The 21,915-nt window shown below is 58.9% G+C and carries 19 protein-coding genes and 1 pseudogene; 13 read left to right on the top strand and 7 right to left on the bottom strand.

The window, feature by feature from the left end:
- Nucleotides 1-271 precede the first annotated feature (271 nt).
- Nucleotides 272-841: an HD-GYP domain-containing protein gene (locus ACE4YL_RS07945; RefSeq protein ID WP_461359500.1), complete on the top strand. Its 570-nt coding sequence runs from the start codon at nt 272-274 to the stop codon at nt 839-841.
- 143 nt (nt 842-984) lie between these two features.
- Nucleotides 985-1,566, top strand: coding sequence for a class I SAM-dependent methyltransferase (locus tag ACE4YL_RS07940; protein WP_461359501.1), 582 nt, complete (start codon nt 985-987; stop codon nt 1,564-1,566).
- Nucleotides 1,567-1,577: 11 nt separating this feature from the next.
- Here ACE4YL_RS07940 and ACE4YL_RS07935 read toward each other — a convergent pair whose 3' ends face one another.
- Nucleotides 1,578-2,456, bottom strand: a complete 879-nt coding sequence (locus ACE4YL_RS07935) for a WD40 repeat domain-containing protein (protein WP_461360457.1) — start codon at nt 2,454-2,456, stop codon at nt 1,578-1,580.
- Nucleotides 2,457-2,708: 252 nt separating this feature from the next.
- On the opposite strand from ACE4YL_RS07935, the gene ACE4YL_RS07930 reads away from it, so the two are divergent.
- Nucleotides 2,709-4,571, top strand: coding sequence for a methyl-accepting chemotaxis protein (locus ACE4YL_RS07930; RefSeq protein WP_461359503.1), 1,863 nt, complete (start codon nt 2,709-2,711; stop codon nt 4,569-4,571).
- Here ACE4YL_RS07930 and ACE4YL_RS07925 read toward each other — a convergent pair.
- A complete protein-coding gene (locus tag ACE4YL_RS07925) occupies nt 4,561-5,502 on the bottom strand; it encodes a dienelactone hydrolase family protein (RefSeq protein WP_461359504.1) in 942 nt (313 codons plus the stop codon). The two genes, ACE4YL_RS07930 and ACE4YL_RS07925, sit on opposite strands and share 11 nt — an antisense overlap.
- Before the next feature lie 129 nt (nt 5,503-5,631).
- Here ACE4YL_RS07925 and ACE4YL_RS07920 point away from each other — a divergent pair, with 129 nt between their 5' ends.
- Both ACE4YL_RS07920 and ACE4YL_RS07915 read left to right on the top strand, forming a co-directional pair.
- On the top strand, nt 5,632-6,627 hold the full coding sequence (locus ACE4YL_RS07920; protein WP_461367061.1) for a gamma-glutamylcyclotransferase family protein: 996 nt from the start codon (nt 5,632-5,634) through the stop codon (nt 6,625-6,627).
- A gap of 27 nt (nt 6,628-6,654) precedes the next feature.
- Nucleotides 6,655-6,996: a hypothetical protein gene (locus ACE4YL_RS07915; protein WP_461359506.1), complete on the top strand. Its 342-nt coding sequence runs from the start codon at nt 6,655-6,657 to the stop codon at nt 6,994-6,996.
- Between the two features lie 11 nt (nt 6,997-7,007).
- On the opposite strand, the gene ACE4YL_RS07910 is transcribed toward ACE4YL_RS07915, so the two are convergent.
- Entirely contained in the window at nt 7,008-7,715 is a 708-nt protein-coding gene (locus ACE4YL_RS07910) for a DUF554 domain-containing protein (protein ID WP_461359507.1), read from the bottom strand.
- 203 nt (nt 7,716-7,918) lie between these two features.
- Between ACE4YL_RS07910 and ACE4YL_RS07905 the strand changes: the two genes are divergently transcribed.
- Nucleotides 7,919-10,111, top strand: a complete 2,193-nt coding sequence (locus ACE4YL_RS07905; protein ID WP_461369475.1) for a right-handed parallel beta-helix repeat-containing protein — start codon at nt 7,919-7,921, stop codon at nt 10,109-10,111.
- Between the two features lie 62 nt (nt 10,112-10,173).
- On the opposite strand, the gene ACE4YL_RS07900 is transcribed toward ACE4YL_RS07905, so the two are convergent.
- Nucleotides 10,174-13,545: a BTAD domain-containing putative transcriptional regulator gene (locus tag ACE4YL_RS07900; protein ID WP_461369474.1), complete on the bottom strand. Its 3,372-nt coding sequence runs from the start codon at nt 13,543-13,545 to the stop codon at nt 10,174-10,176.
- An 88-nt stretch (nt 13,546-13,633) separates the two neighbouring features.
- Between ACE4YL_RS07900 and ACE4YL_RS07895 the strand changes: the two genes are divergently transcribed.
- From ACE4YL_RS07895 to ACE4YL_RS07870, 6 genes and pseudogenes are all read left to right on the top strand, one after another.
- Nucleotides 13,634-14,161, top strand: a complete 528-nt coding sequence (locus ACE4YL_RS07895) for a hypothetical protein (protein WP_461359510.1) — start codon at nt 13,634-13,636, stop codon at nt 14,159-14,161.
- 42 nt (nt 14,162-14,203) lie between these two features.
- Entirely contained in the window at nt 14,204-14,491 is a 288-nt protein-coding gene (locus tag ACE4YL_RS07890; protein WP_461369473.1) for a hypothetical protein, read from the top strand.
- Nucleotides 14,455-14,985: a PDC sensor domain-containing protein gene (locus ACE4YL_RS07885; RefSeq protein WP_461369472.1), complete on the top strand. Its 531-nt coding sequence runs from the start codon at nt 14,455-14,457 to the stop codon at nt 14,983-14,985. Before ACE4YL_RS07890 ends, ACE4YL_RS07885 begins: the two co-directional genes overlap by 37 nt.
- A 15-nt stretch (nt 14,986-15,000) precedes the next feature.
- Nucleotides 15,001-15,297 (top strand): annotated as a pseudogene (locus tag ACE4YL_RS07880) (HAMP domain-containing protein); the annotation flags it as partial.
- 114 nt (nt 15,298-15,411) lie between these two features.
- A complete protein-coding gene (locus tag ACE4YL_RS07875) occupies nt 15,412-16,086 on the top strand; it encodes a methyl-accepting chemotaxis protein (protein WP_461368609.1) in 675 nt (224 codons plus the stop codon).
- Nucleotides 16,087-16,247: 161 nt separating this feature from the next.
- Nucleotides 16,248-17,717 (top strand): beta-N-acetylhexosaminidase, encoded by a 1,470-nt coding sequence (locus ACE4YL_RS07870; RefSeq protein WP_461359511.1) that lies wholly within the window; start codon nt 16,248-16,250, stop codon nt 17,715-17,717.
- A gap of 197 nt (nt 17,718-17,914) precedes the next feature.
- On the opposite strand, the gene ACE4YL_RS07865 is transcribed toward ACE4YL_RS07870, so the two are convergent.
- The 3 genes from ACE4YL_RS07865 to ACE4YL_RS07855 all read right to left on the bottom strand — a co-directional run bounded on the left by ACE4YL_RS07865 (nt 17,915) and on the right by ACE4YL_RS07855 (nt 21,428).
- Nucleotides 17,915-18,868, bottom strand: coding sequence for an ABC transporter permease (locus ACE4YL_RS07865; RefSeq protein ID WP_461359512.1), 954 nt, complete (start codon nt 18,866-18,868; stop codon nt 17,915-17,917).
- A gap of 20 nt (nt 18,869-18,888) precedes the next feature.
- Nucleotides 18,889-20,385 carry a sugar ABC transporter ATP-binding protein gene (locus ACE4YL_RS07860; protein WP_461360408.1) on the bottom strand — a complete coding sequence of 499 codons (1,497 nt, stop codon included), beginning with the start codon at nt 20,383-20,385 and terminating at the stop codon, nt 18,889-18,891.
- A 74-nt stretch (nt 20,386-20,459) separates the two neighbouring features.
- Nucleotides 20,460-21,428 (bottom strand): substrate-binding domain-containing protein, encoded by a 969-nt coding sequence (locus ACE4YL_RS07855; protein WP_461367114.1) that lies wholly within the window; start codon nt 21,426-21,428, stop codon nt 20,460-20,462.
- Nucleotides 21,429-21,725: 297 nt separating this feature from the next.
- Between ACE4YL_RS07855 and ACE4YL_RS07850 the strand changes: the two genes are divergently transcribed.
- The coding region (locus ACE4YL_RS07850; protein WP_461369471.1) for a hypothetical protein at nt 21,726-21,915 on the top strand (190 nt) is incomplete at its 3' end.

Raw genomic sequence — 21,915 nt, 5'->3', positions numbered from 1 at the left:
CGAGATGTGGTATTCTTATGTTCAGGAACCATAGCTAAACCCTCCGTATCGTGTTAGTTTGGTTACCAACATCATACAGGGTTTCTGGCTGTGGTTCCATTCATTTCTTCGTGTTGCATTTCATTCTACAATGAGCCTTTTGCACTAATTATCATAACCGTCTTGACTTCGGATTGGTCTGATGTAATAATGTGCGTTGTGGTCATGAAGGGCCGCTCCTTAAGTGGAGAAAGGGCTCTTTCTTATTTTTCAAAAAGGATGTCGATCCACCTTGCACTTTCCGGATGATGTGTTGCTGAGTGTTATGGCCGGGTTGGATGAGGAAACCGTCGCACACAGCAGAAGAGTGGAAGCTCTGGTGCTGGCTATCGGGCAGAGCATGGGGTTAACAGCCGCCGAACTTGATGCTTTGCGAATCGGTGCCTCCGTGCACGATGTGGGTAAGCAGCTTATCCCCGAAACCATCCTGAAAAAGAAGGAACCCCTCACCCCCATGGAATGGGCGATCATAGAGACCCATCCCCAGTTAGGGTATGAACTGGTGCAACCTTTGGGTCTCAGCGATGCAGTGACAGAGATAGTCTTAGGTCACCATCTGTGGGCCAACGGTCAGGGGGGCTATCCCCTTAACGGGAAGCTGAAAACGCCCAGTTTGCTGGCGCAGATCACCACCGTCGCCGATGTTGTGGATGCCATGACCAGCCACCGGGCCTACAGGCCGGCCTTGAACCCCGCCGCCTGCCTGGAGTATCTGGAAGCCAACGCGGGAACGAGATTCAACGAAGATGTGGTGGAAGTGTTCAAGAGGAAGATATACCCCAATTACCGCAAGTCTGGCTAGGGAGACCGGAGTTTCCGGTCTTTTTCTTTTGCCCCCACAGGCGGGTACGGTGCAAGGGAAAAGGAGTTCAAGCTCCCGCCTCTAATATACCCTACGGGGAGCGTTGATGATGGGGGACGCAGCAATGGACTGGAGGATGTGCCGTGGGCTTTTTCATTGAAACAACGATCAAAGGCGTGGAGCTGCGCTTTCAGACCCAGCCCGGCGTATTTTCCCCCGGTGCCATAGACAAGGGAACCCTGGCCATGCTGTCCACTGTGGAGTTTCAGCCGGGAGACAGGGTACTGGATCTGGGCTGCGGTTACGGAGTGGTGGGAATCTTGGCGGCCAAGCTCATCGGAGCGCAGAATGTGGTCATGGTTGACATTGATCCCCTGGCTGTGCAGCTGGCTCGAGAAAACGCAGTCCTCAACGGCGTCTCGGAAATTCTGGTCTGCCAAAGCGACGGCTTTAGCGGTCTAGCGGAGACCGGATTCACCAAGATCTTGTGCAACCCGCCCTATCATACCGACTTCTCCGTGGCCAAGCACTTCCTGGAAAAAGGGTTCAACCGCCTCACCCTGGGCGGCAAGCTGTACATGGTGGTGAAGCGCAAGGAGTGGTACAAAAACAAGCTCATCTCCCTTTTCGGCGGCGTACGTGTTGAATACATCGACGGATACTATGTCCTCTGCGCAGAGAAAAGGTCGCCTGATTACGCCAGGGCGAAGAAAAAAGGAAGATGAAGCCGGAGGCATCAACTGCATCTGCCAGCATTCCCCCGGACCGCATCTTCGATGGTGAACACATCCACCCGGGGCACCTTGCGGTTGGCGATGTAGATCACCCCGTCGTCGAAGAACATGGTGCCGAAGGAGACTGGGGTTTCCTGCAGAAGTGCCCAGCTTTTGGTGTCCCAGATGCGCATGGTGCCCTTAGCGGCACAGACTAAATACTGTTCGGTCATGGCCGCGCAGCCCAGCGAGCATTTGATCTTCTTCAGATGCTGCACCGGGGAGGCGCTTTTTTTGTCCCAGAAGATCAGGGAATTGTCGGCCGATACAGAAACCAGGTAATCCTGAAAGGAAAAGAGGTCGTGGATGTTACCTTTGTGCCCGGAAAAGGTGGCGGTGTGCTTGAGGGTTGCCTTCTCGAAGGCGTAGATGTTTTTGTCCACACCCCCCAAGTAGATGGTGCTTTCATCCTGCGCCAGTGCCCACACGCTGCCCTTTTCTTCGTTTAAGTAGCAGACCCGGTCGTAGTTACGCTTATCCACCACGGCCAGTCCCCGATTGCGTACGGGAAAGTAGATGTTCCCTTCATCGACCAAGACTGTCCCCAGATCCAAGTCAGACTGGTTGTCTCTGCCAAACCGCTGCTGGTAAGTGACCTCACCGCTCCTTTTATCCATGACGTGGAAGAAGTAAATGCTGTTGCCGTAGATGCTGCGTTCATCCACCGCGAAGCGGGCACCCTTGTTCAGATTGTCGTTGGGCGGAAGGGTGTACACGGTCAGGGCTTGCTTGGTTTTCTTGTCCCACCTGATGATCTCTCTACCTATGGATGTGTAGATGGAATCGGCGTCAAAATCCATCCTGTGCACCTGCGCGGTAAAGAGCGTAGCCTGCTCCGTCACTATAACACCTCCCTCTTTTTCCCCTTTACGGCTAAGATACTATTTTTTTCCACGAAGTCCTGCCTTGGCGCAGACCTCCAGCGCGGTGGGGAAAGGGACTTTGTGAAGGCGGTTGCAAGCGGTTTTTAAGCGCGGGTACAAGGACTATCGGCAAGGGAAGAGAATAAAGAATAAAATCCTGGGAAGAAATGTGAAATCAGAACATTGGAACTTGAACACAAAGGGAAAGGCGCAGCCAGGGAGGTGCCCCAAGTGAGAGGAAGTATTGCCCTCAAAATCAGCGCGTTCGTCGGCGTCTTGGTGCTCGTTGTTAGTGCGGGGTTAGGACTCATCGCTTATTTCAGCGGTTCCTCCGCGGTGATCAACCAGGTTGAACAAGCTCTCTTGCGGGAAGTGGAAGAGGCCGTCGTCTATCTGGAAAGCCAGTTCCAAGTACAGCTCACAGCTTTGGAGGCCATCGCGGCGCGGCCGGAGATCAAGAGCATGGACTGGGAGGTGCAAAAGCCCGTCCTCCAAGCGGAACTGGAACGGTTGGGCTTGTATCTGGCCATTGGTGTGGTGGATCCCCAGGGGTTCGCCCAGTACACCGATGATACCACTGCGGATTTGGGCGACCGGCCCTATGTGCAGCAGGCCCTCCAGGGACGCTCGGGGGTTTCTGACCTCTTGGTGAGCCGGGTTACCAACAGCCTGGTCCTGATGTACGCGGTACCCATTTGGCAGGATGGCCGCGTGGTGGGCGTCCTGGTGGGAAGGCGCGACGCCGGGGCCCTGAACGCCATGACCGATCGGCTAGGCTTCGGCGAGCGGGGCTGGGCGGTGGTCTTCAGCCCCGATGGAACGGTGTTCGCCCACCCCAACCGGGAGTACGTGCTCGAGCAGAGGAACCTGTTTAACGAACGGGAGCAGGAAGAGCTGGCCGCAGCGGGACAAGCTGTCCGGGAGCTGGGTGTGGGTCAAACCGGCATCATCCGCTACGAGGCCGAAGGGAGCCGCCGCATCGTGGCGGTGGCGCCTGTGCCTTCCACCGGCTGGATCATCGGGGTGGGAGCACTGGAAGCGGATGTGCTCACAGATGTTTACCGCCTGCGTAATGTGGCTGCACTGGTAGCGGTGGGCTTTTTGATCCTGGGCGTAGCCGCGGCGATCTTCCTTGGCCGCCAGATTGCCAAGCCCCTCCATCAGGTGCAGGTGGTCATTGAATCCGCTGCCGCTGGCGATCTGACCAAAGGCGTAGAGATGCGTTCCAGGGATGAGATCGGCAGTGTGGCGGAGGCGGTAAACAAAACAGTGGACAGCCTCAGGGAAGCGCTGAGCCTGATCTCGGAAACCACCGCTGACCTGGCTGACACCAGCGCCCGGCTGGCCGCAGCCGCGGAAGAAGTGAGTGCCTCGGTGGAAGAAGTGGCCAGCACCACCAACGAGTTTTCCGGGACGTTAGACTCCATGAATGCCAACGCCCGGGCCATGAATGAAATGGTGCAGGGAGTGTCCCGCCAGGCCAGCCGCGGCAGCCAGGCGGTGGCCGGCATTGTGAACCAAATGGAAGCCCTCAACGAGATGACCTACACCCTGGCCAGTGACGTAACGGGCCTGGGCTCCCTCTCGGATGAGATCGGTAATATCGTGAACGCGATCAGCGCCATCGCCGAACAGACCAATCTTTTGGCCCTCAACGCCGCCATTGAAGCGGCCCGGGCCGGGGAACACGGCCGCGGGTTTGCAGTGGTGGCGGAAGAGGTCCGCAAGCTGGCGGAGGAGTCCTCCGCGGCCACCAAGGAGATCGCCACCCTCATCGGACAGATCCAAAGCAAGATCGCCGGTATCGTGGGCAGCATGAGCGAAGGTTCCGGACAGGCGGAAATCGCTTTGCAAAAGGTGAGGGAGGGCAGTGAAATCCTCGGCGGCATCCTGGGGGCGGTGGCGGAAATCAACCGTCAGGTGGAATCCTTTACCGCTGGCTTGGAGCAGATCAACAGCGGCGGACACGACATAGCCAGCGCCACGGAGGAGCAGGCAGCTTCCATGCAGGAAGTGGCCGACTCTGCCCAGGATCTCATGGACACCGGCGTGAAACTGCAGGAGCTGGTCTCGCGCTTCACCCTCAGGGGCTAGTAGGCCCACGGGCTGTGTCCACCAGCCAAGAGATGATGTTCCAGAATCTCTCTTCGGTTAGGGCGTGACCGCCCCCGTAGCGGTGGTGCACCAGGCGATCTGCGGCACCTAGTTGCGCGTAAGTTTTTCTAGCTTCCGCCTCAATGATGTGGGCATCTAGGGAGTACTTATCCTCTGTGGCAGAGACCAAAAGGAACGGGCGGGGAGCGGCGCATTTCACCAGGTCTGTGAGCTCGTAGCGGGCGGAGAAGCCGGGAATGACCAGCGCCATCTCCAGGCCCGTTCCGGCGCGCATTTTCTGCCCGTACGTGCAGGCCGCTCCGCTGGCACAGCCAAAGGCCAGCTCGGTGTTGAGGGCCATTTGAAAGATGGCCGTGTTTCCACCGTAGGAATGGCCCAGGACCCCGATGCGGGCTTCATCTACAAGGGGGTGGTTTTTCAGTAGGTTAAAGCCGATGTTGGCATCGTCCAGCACCTTCTTCATCAAGGTGCTCCCCCGGAGCAGCCGGTAGCACATTTCGTTGTAGTGCTGAAAAAAGTCGTTGTCCCCATCTGGAACCGTGCCTTGGCGGTTGGGCCTGCGGTCTTCGAAACAGATGGAGTCGGGAGCAAGGACGGCAAAGCCCCGCTGGGCTAGGGCCGGGCCAAAGGCCTGCAGAAAGTCGCCCGCTAGGCCAACCACTTCACTTTTCCCCAGATGCCGTTCCCCGTTATGTTGATGGTGGATGAGCACGCCGGGGAAGGGCCCGGAGCCTTGGGGCAGCAGGAGATAGGCAGGTATCTCATCGCCCTCACTTCCCCCATAGCTGATCAAAAACCTGGAATACCCCTCGCATTCCTCTTCTTCTAAAACCTGGAACGCCGGGGGCGAACCTGGGGGAGCAAGCCCCAGGTAAGTCCTGATCTCTTCCCTGAGTGCAGTGCAGTCCATACGGTACGTCCCTCCCGTCATAGCCGGTCTGGCTGGCAGTTGAGAGTAGTTTTCTGCAGCTAACTGAAAAAGCCTGCTGTGCTTAGCTTGTGTGTGGTTATCTCGACAATCCACGAAGGGGGTTCCACCATGAACAGCGGATTTGTGCTGCAGCGAGTCTCCGCCCGTGACCCGGATTTCCCGGCCCTGCGGGCGGGGGTCGCAGCACTGAAGGATATTCTGGAGGGAAGGATCTCCACCGATGCTGAACTCCTCCTTGAGCTTGCCCGGTTTCAAGCGGAGGATGGATCCTTTCGCCTAACCGACAGCTGGGAAATGCCCGCGGACGCACGGGTAGACTTCGGATACTACCCCACTTACCTGGCGGCTGCAATTTTCATGCGGGAATACCTGCGGCCCGAGCCCCGGATTTCCCCCAAGACCGTTGAAGAAGTGCTGGCCAGGGCTCTGCAGGCCAGCTTGGGAAGGGAACTCAGGGGGCACGGCTACGAGGCGGAGCGGGGAACGATTGAGGCCTTGGATGCCTTCAGACAGGGGGGGCTGCGGGAGTTTCTAGAACGCTCACCGGCGCTTGCCCCCCGCTTCCAGGCAGCTGTCTGGAACATCCTGGATGAACGGGAGGCAGTCCTCCAAGAAGAAGGGGTTTATCAGGGAGCCTGGGGGGCCGATCATACAGAGGAGTGGCGGCGGCTCTTAGGGGAAATTAGGCCCAGGCGGAGGAAATATGCGGCTTACGGGAGCAATATGTATGCCGGACAGATGAAGGAGCGCTGCCCCGGGGCGAAACTGCTGGGCCCGACCTACCTGCCCGATTTTAACCTGAAGTTTTACCGCACAGCCACCATTGAGCCACGGCGGGGAGCGAAGACCCCAGCTGTGATCTGGGAGATCGGGCAGGACGACGAGGTTTCTTTGGATCGGTGGGAAGGGTATCCCAAGTCCTACCGCAAGCGGAGTTTTGTTGTCACGCTCCAGGATGCAGAGTGTGCGGTCATGGCCTACGTGATGACTGAGGAGAGGAAGGAGCGCGACGCCGGAGTCAAACCCAGGGAGTCCTACCTCGATCTGATCCGCCAGGGTTACCGCGACGCAGGGTTTACAGAAGAGCCCTTTCCCGCGGGATGACCTTACAGATCCCAGGGAGGTGGTTGTGTGCGTTACGAAACGGCGCTGGACATCCACCGCCGGCTGGAGGCCGCGGTTGGGGGAGATGCAGATGCGCAGATGCTGTACTCCGATCTGGTGAGCCTGGCGGTGGAGTATGCGCGGATGCGCACCGATTGGCAGCTTGCTGATGGCAAGAAGCGGATGAACATGGATGAAGCCAGGACGATCACGCATAACGCCCTGATCGGCGCCTGCAATGCCCTGGCCAGGTACCTGGCCAGGCAGGAAAAGGATACAAGCTGGCGCCAAGATCTAACCGACGACCGCCGGGAGATCGGCGATTTCGCCTGCTACCTGCACGCCATTTTAGGTATCGCGGCCCGCTGAGTAGAACTGCCCTAGGGCCAAAGCAGGGCGATCAGAGCCGCAATCAGCACCGCGGGGAGCATATTCCCCAGCCGCAGTTTGGTCAAACCCAGCATGTTCAGCCCGATGCCTAAAATGAGCATGCCGCCAGTTGCGGTGAGCTCTTGAATGACAAGCTCGCTGAGGAAGGGAGCAATCCAGGTGGCGAGAAGAGCAATCGCTCCCTGGTAGATAAAGACCGGGATGGCGGAAAAGGCCACGCCCAGACCCAGGGAGGCCGTGAAAAGAACGGCTGTGGTGCCATCGAGCATGGATTTGGCATAAAGCACCTGGTGATCCCCGGTAAGGCCGCTGTTCAGGCTGCCCACCACAGCCATGGCCCCGACGCAGTAAACCAGGGTTGCCGTGAGAAAACCTTGGGAAAAATCAGCCGCGCCAAGCTTAACCCGGCCGCCGCCCATGGCGCGCAGTTTTTCCCCGAAGCGCTCGATCCGGCTTTCCAGATCCAGATTCTCCCCCAGAATCGACCCCACAACCAGGGAAGCGATGGGGATCAAGATATTACTGCTCTGCAGGCCCATGGAAACACCGATAATGAGTACCGCCAGAGCCAGGGCCTGCATGATGGTCTGGCTGGTTTTCTCCGCCAGCCGGACCACGCTTCCCAAGAGCGCACCGCAGATAATAGCCGCTGCATTCACCAAGGGACCCCATAAGACCACGGGCACGACCTCCACCATAGGATATGCTCCCAGATCTTCGCCCTTTTCAGCTGGCTTCCTGCAATCGTAGGAGTAATACCGCTCAGATCGCCCTCGGCGGTCTGTTTTTCTGTTTTAGTGCGCTTTTCGCTGCAGATGGATGGAATTTGGTCAGTTTTTGGTTAGAACCCACTGCTACACTAACAGACAAGAAGCCCTAGAAACTTAGGAGGTGTCTTGTCTTGAGTGGGAAACGCAAGCTGTTTGTTGTTTTACTGTTGTTTTTAGTCTTGCTGCTGCAGGGCTGCGGCGGCGGAGGCGGCGGTGGGAACAAGGCTCCCAAAATCACCTCTACCATCCCAGCAGGTAAAACTCTGACTGTGATTCCTGGACAAGTAGTGGACTTCAGTGTTACTGCCAAGGATGACGATGGCGATGCCTTGAGCTATTTGTGGGAGGCCAGCAAGGGCACGCTCGATGCTGGGAACACCAGCACGGCCAAGAAGTGGACAGCCCCGAGTACGGCGGGTAGCGCTACTGTGAAGGTGACGGTGGCTGATGGGAAGGGCGGTACGGCTTCCCATACTTGGACCATCACCATCGGCAGCGTACAACCGCCCAGGATTCTCAACCCGAAACCGGAATCCAGCCCCACACAGCGCGCTGAGGTGAATATCAACGAAGAGATCATGCTCTCCATCCAGACCAATGATCCCCAGGGACTGCCCCTGGAGTCCGAGTGGACGTGCACCCGGGGAACCATAGAAAACCCGCAGCTGAATACCGCGAAATGGAAAGCCCCAGGAACCACTGGCCCGGCCCAGGTAACAGTTAAGGTGACCAACAGTGCGGGGGTGTCCAGTTCCCATACCTGGTATTTCACCGTCAAAGGCAGTATTGTGTACGTAAGAGAAGATATCACCGGTACAGTGACCTGGGTAGCTGGGAATATCTACGTAATCGATCAACACGACATTTACGTTAGGGGCACGCTCACCATCAACGCTGGCGCGGTGGTGAAGTTCGGCGACGGCCTTTCCCTGCTTACACGTGACAGCGGGCGCATCTCAGCCCAGGGCAGCGCAGAGTCGCCAGTAGTTTTCACATCCCTCCACGATGATCTGTGGGGCGGCGACACCAATGGGAACCAGGATGCGACCACGCCCGAACCCGGCGTATGGGGTTCAGTGTATTTGGGCACCAGAAGCGGGAACAAGTTCGAGTACTGCCATTTCTACTACGGCGGCGGCGGCTGGATGGATGGTATGCTCGATCTGGGCTCTTCCTCGGGTACGTCGGTCAAGAACTGCACCTTTGCCTTCGCCGAGGGATTTGCCTTATATGCCGTGGAGGCGGAGAAGGTAACCATCGAGGGGAATACTTTCTATCTCAACGAAAAACCTCTGGCGATTAACGTCTCTACGAGCCTGGACGATTCCAACACGTTCCACAATCCGCAGGCTCCCAGTGAACAGAACACCTATCAGGGGATCTTTGTGCAGCCGCGGCCCACGTCGACATTCACCCAGAGCATTTCCTGGGCTGAGTCGGAAGCCGCCTTTGTGCTGGAGGATTACCAATGGTACATTGACGACAGTGGCAAGCTGACCTTGGGGCCGGGCGTCACGGTGAAACTGCCCGCGAGTGCCGACATGGCCGTCCGAACGAATTTGGAGGCCAAGGGGGAAGCGGGAAGACCTGTCGTCTTTACATCAATACACGACAGCACCTACGGCGGCGACAGCAGTGGACCCGCTCCTGATGATCCCCAGCGCGGTGACTGGAACTCCATCCTAATAGAGAACGAGGCTAGAGCCACCTTTGAGCACTGCGTCATTGCCTACGGAGGCGGCGGCGAGAGCTTGTCCGATGGCTGGGCAGCTCTGAGGGTCTATGATAACTCTAACGCAGTTACGATCAAAAACACGCTTTTCAAGGATAACAACCGCGCCCTGGATCTCATGTCTCCCAACGGCACCATTGAGAACTGCAGATTTGAGCGCAATTTGTACCCGCTGAAGGTCGATGTGAACATTGACACGGACAACAGCCTGGTTATCGTCGACAACGACTACAACGCTATCTACGTCTACAGCGAACGCTGGCCTCTATTTACACGCCAGTCCGTCGAGTGGCTGCACACCGGTGTTCCCTATGTACTCCTCAGCGGCCTGGCTCTTGATCAAACGACCATTCAGCTAGGCACAGGGACTATCTTGAGGGTATACCAGGATGTCGTCATTGATGTGAGCAACCTTTCTCGCCTCCAGGGCTTTGCTAATGCTTACTTCACCTCCTATCGCGATACTCAGCGCGGAGGAGATGTGGGTTGGCCTGGCCCGGCTGCGAAGGGCGACTGGGAAGGCATTTGGGATGATAGCCAACTCAAATACGTCTCTGCCCCCAACGTTTTATACGCCCGGTATCCCGAATGATGGCTTGGGACAAGGAAAGCAAGAACGGCTCCAGATCTGCTCTGGAGCCGTCCCTCTGCTCGTCAGTCGCTTGGGGGTCCTAGGTTGAGGCTGTGGTAGGCCTGCTGTGTTTCTGGGGAAGGTTTCACCCCGAGTTCCCTCTGGAGGATGCCCGTGAGCAGGGCATACTGCCGCTGGGCCGCCTGGCGCTGGCCGCTTTTGGCGTACGCCTCGATTAAGAGCGCATGGTAGAGTTCGTTCAGTTCGTCCCGTTTCAGCAGCATAACCAGTTCGCTGATGGCCTTCTCGTACTGGCTGGCCCTCAAGTAGCAGTGCACCAGGCGCAGCTGGGCTTCCCCGCAGCGCAGGCGCAGCGCTTCCCTGTGGGGGATCACCCACTGGTAATCCAGGTTTTCCAGGTAATCGCCGTGGTAGTGCTTCAGCGCCTCTTCCAGCAGCTTCATCTGCTCCGGCGAATCCGCTTCCTGGCTGAGGGCGGCCTTGAGCAGCGCCTCGAAGCGGTCCAGGTCTGTGGACGCGGGCACCGTTAGAGAGTAGGCGTCGGTGCCCCGCTGGATCAGATCCGGCAGTCCGTAGTTCTTCAGCACAGTGCGCAGGCGGTAGAGGGTGGTGTGGAACTGGGCATCTGCCTTCTCCAGGTCTTGGTTGTCATCGGGCCACAGCGCTTCGATGATCTGGTCCTTGGTAACGGGTTGGCCCACATGGGCTAAGTAGATAAGCAGATCCCTGGCCCTCTGGCTGCGCCATTTGATGCCCGTGAGCTCCTGGGAATCCACGAAGATGCGCACGGGTCCCAAGAGCTGCAGACGCAGGGCGGGTACCGCTGCGCGGTGGGCCGACTCCTCAGGACTCCGCAGGCGCTCCAGGGCTTCCGCAGCCATATTGCGCACATATTCCACAGCATCTTTCTGCAGCATCGCCAGGAGGCTGCAGGCCTCATCTCCGCCGATCTCCACGAGCACGGGGATGATCCGCTGCTTGGCCTCGGGGCTGCCTCCAGGCACGAAGGGCAGGAGGTGCTTGAGGCAGCGCTCTCCCACCTTGCGCAGTACCCGCTGCACGAAACTGGTTTCAATCCCCTCTGCGAGTCCATGCATCAAGAGGGGATGGTACCAGTGGTAGCAGGATACGAAGTTCTGCAGGTCGTTGATCTTGGCGGAAGTGGTTAGTGCCTGATAGGTGTACTCCCGAGCCTTTTCCACATCGCCGTGGAGGAAATGGAGATAGGCCAGGGACTGGTAGGCATAGGCCAGGCACTTGCTGAACCCCATCTCCTGGGCACTGGCTGCGGCTTCCTTGAGCAGAGTCAGGCCCCAATCCCAGGAGCCAGTGCGGGCCAAAATGGGTGCGGCCACCGTGGGCACGGAGGTCCTGTACAAACGGGGCAGGGACGCTGCCACCTCCAAGGCTTCCAGGGCGCAGGCCCGGGCGGCGACCCACTTGCCCTGGATGGCCAGGGTGCGCGCCAGGAAAACCAAATTGAGGGCCAAATCGCAGCGATTGCTCTCATGTTCCCGCACATAGTCAATCCCGCGGCGGAAACAGAGCTCAGCATCGGCAAACCGCCCCAAGTTGGTGTAGACCATGGCCAGCTGCAGGCACGACGAGGGGAGGAGCTCCGTTAAGCCCATCTTTTCCCGCAGCGCCTCGCTGCGCTCGGCGATGAGCAGGGCTTGCTCCGTTTCACCCCAATCATCATAGATGGCCGACATCATGTCTTGGAAATCATACCCCGGCATCACGCCTTCAGGGCAGAGGGATAAAGCACGTTTAAACAGCAGGAGCGCCCGGGCGGGTTCCCCCAAGAGGTAAGTGACGTTCCCCAACGCCTCGAGAATTCGCACCAGCGCTTCTGCATCCCCTGCCCCCTCGTATTCCTCCAGGCACCGCCTGAGGATCTCCCGGGATTCCCGGAAACGTCCGGCGGCGTAATAGATGGTGGATTTTTCGATGGCCAGGAGGAGCTTGAAGCGGGAAGTGGAGAGATTGGTTTCAGCGTCAAAGAGAAACTGGAAGCTCTCTTCCTGGGCGCCGCGGCCCCGGGAGATACGGGCCTTGAGCAGCTGGCATTCGGCTAGACCGATCTGGTCACCCGCCAGTGTGAAGAGGGACTCGGCCCGGTCCACAGCCTTTTGGGCATGTCCCAGCTGGCCGCGGTTTATCTCCACCAGCGCCTGCAGCAGGGAGAGCCGGGGATCGCCCCGGATCTGCTCCAAGGTGAGGGCCTCCTCCAGCCAGGAGCTGAGCTCCTGCCACCTGCCGTGGAGTACCGCTTCTTCCCCTAAAGCGGCCACCAGGTCGGGGATGCCTTCGCTTTCCCCTGCCTCCAGGTAGCAGCCGATGGCCTGGGGGAGATTACCCCGGCCGATGGCAATGGTACCAGCTTTCTTGTATAAACCGGGCTTTTCTGGCCCCAGTTTGCCGCGCAGGTGGGAGCGCACCACCGGCACCAGGTTGTACTGCTCGCCCAGCTGCTCCAAGAAGAACTGGTGGGCCTGGAGATAGCGGATCTTCTCCTCCGAGCCGGTACTGCCCAGGAGCTGATCGCAGTCGGCCGCGGTAAACTGGGAGAACACAGAGGTCTTGATCAAAAAGTCCGAGATTTCTTCCGGCATTTCTTGCAGCAGCTCCCGATCCATGTAGGCGGCCAGGGCAGGGGGAATTCTCTCTTTGGCTGTTTCCGGCCCGCTGCTCAGCTGGGCGAAAAAGCTCACTGTGATTGGCCAGCCGCCGCTCAGGGCAGCCACCAGCTCCAGCTGCTCCTCGGTTAGGGAGCTATCCCGCAGGGCAAAAAACCGCTCCAGTTCCGCAGGGGTCAGGCTTAGATCCCTGCGGCCGATGAGCTGCACCTGCCCAGCCAAATGCAGACCTTCCAGGGCCAGACGGCCCAACAGGTCCAGGGAGCTCCTTCCGCTGAGAACCAGTTGACTGCCGGCAGGGAGCAGGGGGATCAGCTCTGAAACGAAGCGGTAGATGATGGGATCGCTGATCACCTGCCAGTTGTCCAAGACGATGAGCAGACCAGAGGAGCTGGCCTCCAGTGCGTCGACAAAAAAGCTTAGTGCAGGGCGGCACAGCGCTTCCGGTTCCGTCCTAGACACTAAGCGGTGTAGCTGCACTTCGTTTAGGGTAGTATGCCTCTGGAGGGCAGCCGCGAGATGCCTGATGAAGGTCCTCGGTTCATCATCATGGGGATCTAGGCTGTACCAGGCGGCGGGACGGGCAGAGGCGCGAACCAGCTGGCTTAAGAGCACCGTCTTGCCGCAGCCTGCAGGGGCCAAAACCAACAGCACCTTGCAATCAGGACCCGGAAGGCGCTGGAGGAGAGCAGTACGCTCCACCATCTGCGCCTGGTATTGCGGGCACTGCAGTTTGGTGGCAATTACTGGCATGTGGTCGGGATGGCGGATCACCGCAGTCACCTTCTTCGGCATTTTTTTCCTTCTTCGCCGCAGCTTTTGTTGTTCCTGCCGACGGGGAAAAGCATACTTCGCTGGATATGCTAATTCCTGAGGTGATACTGTGATCAAAGTGAGGGATCGACTGCAGCTGGGCATGATGGCAGGGCTGGCTGGCGTAGTGGCCAAGGATCTGGTGGGCGGGTTCATGACCAGATCTGGCTTGAGCAAAGGAGCGGGCCCCCAGCGCGCCGCGGGGATGCTGCTGCCTGCCTACAAAACCCATACACCCCTGGGCCAGGCCGCGGGCTGGCTGGCCGATGCCACGGTGGGGAGCCTGTTGGGCATTGCCACGGTTTATACGCTGACCTTTACAGGCCGCGATCGGGCCTTTCTCAAGGGGCTCACCACAGGAGCTTTGGCCTGGGTGGGCCTTTACGGCGTCTTGAGCAACATGGGGGCCACCGACGTGCGCAATGTCCAGCCCAAAACAGTGCTGAGGGAACTCTTGGGCCATCTCGTCTACGGTGTAGTCACGGCATCCACCGCTGTTGCCCTAGGGGACGAAGATCTCTTCAGCGGCGGGATACCCTGGAGCGCCAGCAGCCTGCGGGTGGAGGAGGTGCCCCTTGCCCCGCTGCGCCGGCGGTAAGTGAATTGAGGCACTAATCACATCCTGGAGGAATAGGGGAAAATGCGGAGAATTTTGAAATACCCGCATTTATCCCACCGGGAGGTGTTTGGTGAGAGAGTATCGCTGCGCTGGAAGATGCTGCTGCTGGTCTTTGTCGTGATTATGCTGCCGGTTTTGGTCTTAGGCATTAATGAATACCGCCAAACGAGGGACATGATCACCGACATGCTGCGCGTTACCGCCGGGAAGCCCTGTCCAACGGACTCGCCTTTGCCGATGGATTCCTCAAGTCGGTGGAAGAGGCGGTGGTCATGCTCAGCCGCAACCCTGATGTACTGGCCGTCTTAGATGAACCTGGTCTGGAAGCTGAGGTCTCCCAGGTTCTAGGGAGTTATGTAACTTCCCACGGCGATGTGGAGAATGCCTTCTACGGAACAAGGGATAAGGCGTTTTACGTCTACCCTTGGCCCTCTGGCGGCCTGCCTCCCGGATTTGATCCCACCGCCCGCCCCTGGTACACGCAGGCTTTGGCGGCGGATGGACTGATTTGGACTGAACCTTATGTGGATACAGGCACTGGTAAGCTGGTTGTAACCGCGGCCCTGCCCGTCAAAAGGCAGGGTGAGAGCATGCCCCTGGGCGTTGTGGGTATTGACGTCACCCTGGAGCGCTTAGCGGGCATTATCTCTTCCCGCAGGGTGGCGGACAGCGGCTTCCTAGTCCTCATGGACACGGAGGGGACCGTGCTCGCCCATCCTGACCCCAGCGTAGTGGGCACACCTATGCCCGATGCCGACATTCTGCAGAAGGTGCTTTCTTCACCCTCCGGTGAGGTGGATTAGACCGGCCAGGAGCAGATGTTCGTGGCCTATGCCGCGCTGGAGCGCACCGGCTGGCCGCTGGGGGCCATGGTTTCCTATGCCGAAGCCAATACATACGTCCAGCGGCAGCTGGGGCGCACGGTGCTCATCGGCTTCATTTTCCTGGTCGCGGCCTTTGCCGTGGGTTCCATTGTTACCAACCGCATGCTGGTCAGGCCGGTGCTGCAGCTGGCTGCGGCAGCTAAGAAGATCAGCGAAGGGGACTTCACCAGCGAAGTGCAGCTGCAGAAAAAAGACGAGCTGGGAGTGTTGGCCGAGGCATTTCGAACTCTCCAGCGGGAGCTGGGCAGGCTCATCGGCGAACTAAAGGCAGCCAGCAACAAGACCGCCGACCTGAGCAGGACGGTTTACCGCTCCAGCCAGGAGATCAGCGCTTCCACCGAAGAAATGGCCGCCACCACCAGCGAGTTTGCCAGCTCGGTGCAGCGCACCAGCGACAACGTCCAATCCATCGATGAGGAAGGCACCGCCATCCGGCAGATCTCCGCCCAGGGGGAAACGGCCATTGCCCAGGCGGTCAACCAGATGAAGAGCATTGAAGAGAGCTTTGCCCAGCTGCACAAGAGTGTGGAACAGCTCAGCATCCAGTCCAAGGAAATTGGCAAGATCACCGATCTGATCCGGGGCATCTCGGAGCAAACCAACCTCCTGGCCCTCAATGCGGCCATTGAAGCGGCCCGGGCCGGGGAACAGGGCCGGGGCTTTGCGGTGGTGGCCGAGGAAGTGCGCAGCCTCGCCGAGCAGTCCGCCGCGGCCACGGAGCAGATCGCCAGCCTCCTGCGGGAAGTGAACGTGCAGATCGGGGAAGTGATGGGGGAAGCCAACAAGAGCATAGGGGAAGTGCAGGCGGGCTCCAGCAGTGTAGAGTCCGCGGGCCAGACCTTCGCCCGATCGGGCGGGCCATCAACAACATCAGCTCCCGGATCCGGGAAGTGGCCTCCTATGCTCTGGAGCTCAGCAGCGGCTCCGAGCAGATGGCTGCCGCCACAGAGGAGCAGGCTGCTACGCTGCAGGAGATCACCGCCTCCGCCAACGAGCTGGCTGAGCAGGCCACGCGGCTGATGCAGCTCACGGAAGGGTTTAAGATGTAGGGGTGGAAAAACGTCTATTGAGGAGTGGGCCGCCCGCCGGGGGGCCCACTTTTCGCGCCGGAGCCCGGCAGGGATTGGCCCGCAGTTCGCGGAAGTAGTCCGCAGCTCAAGCAAGATGGAGGCATGGAGGCAATGAACAAGGCACAGTACGAAAGCTTAATCCCCAAGCCCGTTCTTCTGGAGAAGCGGGGCGGGGTATGCAGCCTAACCCCGGAGAGCAGAATCTGTGTTCAGGCAGGTTCCACTTGGGCCCTGCAGGCCGCTGAGTATCTGGCAGGGCGGCTTCGGCCCCTAACTGGCCTGCCCCTACCCGTGGAGGAGGCGGCCCAGGCTTTTGAGCCCGGCTGCATCTATTTCACAGCCCAGGGCGCCGGTACTGAGCTGGGGGAAGAGGGCTACCAGCTCAGCACCGAGGAGGGGTGTTTGATCATCAGAGCCCGGGGATTTGCTGGGTTTTTCTACGGCTGTCAAACCTTAAGGCAGCTGCTGCCGCCGGCAGAAGGTCCCTGGGAGATCCCGGGCGTCTTTATAGAGGATTATCCCCGCTTCCCTTGGCGGGGGTCCATGCTGGATGTGGCCCGGAGCTTTTTCACCGTGGATGAGGTTAAGCGCCTGCTGGATCTTTTGGCGGCTTACAAGCTCAACCGCCTGCACCTGCACTTAAGCGACGATCAGGGGTGGAGGATCATGATCGACAGCTGGCCCAACCTGGCCCTTCACGGCGGAAGCGGCGCGGTGGAGGGGGGCCGCGCGGGCTTTTTCACTAAGGCAGAATACCAGGAGCTCGCGGCCTACGCCCAGAGCCGAGCCATTACCCTGGTGCCGGAAATCGATCTCCCCGGGCATACCAATGCTGCCCTGGCGTCCTATCCCGAGCTCAACCGGGATGGAGTTGCCCCCGGGCTGTACCGGGGGATGAAGGTGGGTTTCAGCACCCTGGCGGCGGAGAAGGAGATCACCTATAAGTTCGTGTCGGACGTCCTAGGGGAGCTGGCCGCGCTTACCCCGGGCCCCTACCTCCACGTGGGCGGCGATGAGGCCCATTCCACCAAGGACGAGGAATACCGGCTGTTTATGGGGCGCGTTCAGGATATCGTGGCTGAACTGGGTAAAACGCTGGTGGGCTGGGACGAGATCATCCAGGCGGGTTTGCGGCCGGGGGATCTGGTCCAGATCTGGCGCAAGGATACCCGTCCCCGGGAGGCGGTGAGGCAGGGAGCTAAGCTGATCATGTCCCCCTGCACCCGTGTCTATCTGGATATGAAATACGGGCCAGAAACTGAGCTGGGCCAGGACTGGGCCGCCCTCATTGAGGTGGAAGATGCCTACAGCTGGGATCCGGTCTCGGTCTATCCGGATGTCGGCGAGGAAGACGTTTTGGGGGTGGAAGCGCCCCTCTGGACTGAAACCATCCACAACCTTGGAGATATGGAATACATGCTGTTTCCCCGGCTGTTAGGCGTGGCGGAGATCGGCTGGTCGCCGCGGCAGGGGAGAAGCTGGGAGGAATACCGCCTGCGGCTGGCCGCCCATGGACCGCGCCTGCGGGCCGCGGGGGTAAACTTCTACCGCTCGGGGCAGGTGCCCTGGGAGGAGAGGTGAGCTGGCCGCTGCTCCATGGGGTGGTTGAAAAGAAAAACCTCCACTGAGCAGTGGAGGCGCCTAAGCCAGAAGCAGCTGAATCTGGCGTCCTGGCCAGGGCGGGCAGGACTGGCGGCCGTGGGCAGCAGCCGTCCCGCCCTTTTGGCCAAGCAGATTTTGTCACAGGTTTGCTGGGCTCTGGCAGCAGCCGGGCAAGCCTAGCGCTTTTCCCTGGTGGAAAGGGTGCTCAAGAAGACCGCCGTAATGAGCACGATACCGATGATCAAGTCGATCAGGTAAGCGCTGGTGCCCATCAAAACCAGTCCGTTGCGCACCACGCCCATGAACAGCGTGCCGATGAAGGCGCCGCCGATGGTTCCCACCCCACCGAACATGGAGGTGCCGCCGATGACAGTGGATGCAATGGCGGTGAGCTCCATGCCCTGCCCCGCGGTGGGGGTGACGCCCCGCAGATAGGCCATTTGAATGATGCTGGCCAGGGCGGAAGCGACGCCGATGAGCACGAAGTTGGTGATGCGGATGCGGTCGGTGTGGATACCGGACAGGCGGGCCGCTTCCTCATTGCCGCCCGTGGCGTAAACCTTAAACCCGTAGCTGGTTTTATGAAGGATGAAGCCTGCGATGAAGGTTACGGCCAAAAACCAGAGGGCCGGTACGGGCAGGTTGAGGAAGGTGCGGGCGCCTGTGACGTTGTAGAACGCATCCGGCAGGCGGACGGAGGCGGGGGCACCGCCGGAGATGACCAGGGCAAAACCCCGGTAAATCATTTGTGTGCCTAGGGTAACGATGAAGGGGGGCAGCGCTCCTTTCACCGTCACGACACCGTTAATCAGTCCGAAACCCGCGCCGGCCAGAAGACCGACCAGGGATGCCAGCCAGATGTTCATGCCGTTTTGGAAGAGGATGGCCACGATCATGCCCACTGCGGCGAAAATGGAACCCACGGACAGATCGATGTCGGTGGAGATGATGATCATGGTCATGAACATGACGATTAAGCCCGAGATAGATACCTGCCGCAGGATGTTGAGGATATTGGGCACCGTGAGAAATGTGTTGGTTACTAGGGAAAAGAAGACGCAGAGCAGGACGAAAACCACCAGAACGCCCACTTCTCGTCTGAACTTCAGTGCACCTAGCAAGTTTTTCACCGCGATCACTCCTTTTGTTCCTACTTCTGCACGGCCAGTGCCATGATCTTATCAAAAGTGGCCTCCCTGGCCAGGAATTCCCCTTTGATGGAGCCGTTGGCCATCACCAGGACGCGGTCGCTCATGGCCAGGAGTTCTTCTAGGTCAGAAGAGATGACGATCACAGAGATTCCCTGGTCCACCAGCTCCTGGATGACCTTGCGGATCTCTGCCTTGGCCCCCACATCGACGCCCCGGGTCGGTTCGTCCAGGATGAGGATTTTGGGCTTCACATTCAGCCAGCGGGCCAGGAGCACCTTCTGCTGGTTACCTCCGCTCAGGTAGCGGATGGTCTGACTCAGCCCAGAGGTCTTGATCTGCAGGTCGCTGATGGATTTGGCGGCCATTTCCTCGATGCGCTTGTTGTCCAGCACATTCCCGTAGGAAGTAAGTTCATCTATGATTGCAGCACCGGCGTTTTGCCAAACCGACATATCCCAGAACACGCCCAGATTACGGCGGTCCTCGGTCAGGTAGCCTATGCCGTGCTCGATGGCTTGCCGTGGGTTTTTGATCTTGATTTCTCTGCCTTCCAGTTCGATGGTGCCGCTGTCCGGCTGGTGCACCCCGAACAAGGTGGTGGCCAGCTCCGTGCGCCCGGCACCTTGAATGCCAGCCAGCCCCAGGATTTCCTGTCTATAGAGATCGAAATTAATGTCCTTCAAACGCAGCCGGTTTTGACTGAGGCCCCGCACCTTCAGCACCACTTCTCCACGCACCGCGGTGCTCTCCTTGGGAGTGGGCAGCGGTACATCGCCCACCATCATATGGACAAGCCCCTCAATGGTGGCATCCTTGGTGTCCAGGGTGCCCACATGCCTGCCGTTGCGCAGTACAGTCACCCGGTCGGTGATCTCCATCATTTCGCTGAGGATGTGGCTGACGATCATGATGGTTGTGCCTTCATTTTTCAGGCGGCGCAGCACTTCAAAGAGGGTTTCCACCTCTCCAGGAGTCAAGGCCGAGGTGGGTTCGTCCATGATCAGGAATTTAGCTGTGCCGTTGAGGGCCTGCACGATGGCTGTGAGCTGCTTGAGGGCCACGCTCAGCTCGCCGACCCTGGCCCGGGGATCGATGGACTGGCCGATCTGCCGGAACAGCTCCACCGTCCGTTCTTCCATCTCGTCCCACTTGGGCTGCCCGAACCGGTTGGTGATCAGGCGCCCCAGGAACACGTTTTGCGCGACAGTGAGATTACCGCAGAGGGGGATCTCCTGGTGCACGATGGAGATGCCGTGGCGCTCTGCTTCCAGCGGGCTGTTCACTTCCAGGGGCCTGCCGTCCCAGAGGATCTGCCCCTGGTCCCGGCGGTAGATCCCGCCGGTGATCTTGATCAGCGTCGATTTCCCCGCGCCGTTTTCCCCGATCAGCCCGTGGATCTCGCCTTTCCTGATGGAGAAGGAGACATCGTCCAGCGCCTGCACTCCACCAAAACGTTTGCTGATGGATTGGTAGCTGATGAGTATGTTCTCCGCCAATTCTGTCCCTCCCCTATACAGAGGTTAAGCACCGGCCGCCCGGCGACCGGTGCTGAAGCGTGCCTGCTTGAGGCTTATCTGTAACCCTGTTCTGCCAGTTCGATGACCATGTCGATGTTGTGCGGTCCAACGATGCCGGAACCGGAGTCCATGTTAGCTGGAGCAATGCCGTACTTGTGGTACAGATAAAGGGCCATGACCGGATAGAAGCCTTGGACATAGGGCTGCTGGTCGATGACGAACTTGGTGTAGCCGTCTTTGATGTTCTCGATGGTGGTTGGTACCAGGTCCCAGCCGCCGGAGATGACCTTGCCTTCCAGGCCCAGGTTGCGGATGACCACACCGTGGGACTGGGTGTTGGCGTCCACGCTGATGATCGCCTTGGCATCGGGGTTAGCGATCAGGTAGGTCTCGAAGGTGGCGGCGCCGATGGTCAGGTCAGGGCTGGTCTGCAGGATGGTGTATTCGATCTCCGGATACTCATCCAAAACGGATCTTACGCCCCGGAGGCGCTCAGCCAGGGAGGTGTGTCCCAGGTCCTCTACGCCGATGGCCACTTTGCCGCTGGTGCCGATGTGGTCGATGAGCGTCCTGGCCAGGGTGCGGCCGGCATCATAGTCGCTCTGACCCACATAGGCCAGGCGCGGGTTGTCCGGGCCAGCGTCGGCGTTGGTGCCAATGACCGGAATGCCGGCTTCCAAGGCGCGGCGTACCGGCTCGTCAAAGGCTGTTGGGTCGGGTAGGGTAGAGATAATGCCATCTACGCCAGCTTGGATTACGTTCTCCATGATATTAACCTGCTCAGCCACGTTAAACATGCTGGGCCCGGTATGGGTTACCGAGATCTTCACGGTGGGATCAAAGGCGTTGATCATGGCCGCAGCATCCTGCGCACCTTTGACCAGCGGAATCCAAAAGTCAATGGTGGCGCTGTGGGTGATGATCACGAATTCCATTTCCCGAACCTGAGCGGCAGCGGTTGGAGCAAGCAAGCCCACAGCAAGCAGCGCGACAAGGAGCAAATTAAGCAGTTTTCCTCTCACGAAGCATGACCTCCTTTAGGTTGTGGATTTTTAGTAGGCAGCTATGCAACCCTTTGCTCTTTACAGCCAGGCCCCACCCCCTTATGCATAAACTGCAAGACATGAACCATCAGACTCGTTATGTATAATTATATAACATGTTTCAACGAAATCCTGTTTATAAACGGTTATACAAAAATTTGCTAGTGTAATTGGCAAAAATCTGCCCGTAAGTTAAGATGGGGTTGGGTATCGTAAATTCTTAACATAGACCTTGCGGGGGCGACCCCTAGAACCACAGCAAGATGAGAAAGGGGTATGGCTGTGCAGCTGGACGTACTAGTTCCTTGTAAGAAGACGGAGCTCAAGGGAGGACTCTTGGCTGATCGGGCCGCGGTGGTCAGGGAGAAGATGATCCCTTACCAGTGGAAGGCCCTCAATGACCTGCTCCCCGATGGGGAGCCGAGTCATGCCATAGAAAATCTGCGCATCGCCGCGGGTGAAAAGA

It is taken from the genome of Candidatus Darwinibacter acetoxidans (assembly GCF_041936445.1).
Classification (GTDB): Bacteria; Bacillota; Limnochordia; order Darwinibacteriales; family Darwinibacteriaceae; genus DTU010.
The sequence above is the reverse complement of the archived record's forward strand: the minus strand, read 5'-3'. Positions and strand labels throughout refer to the sequence as shown.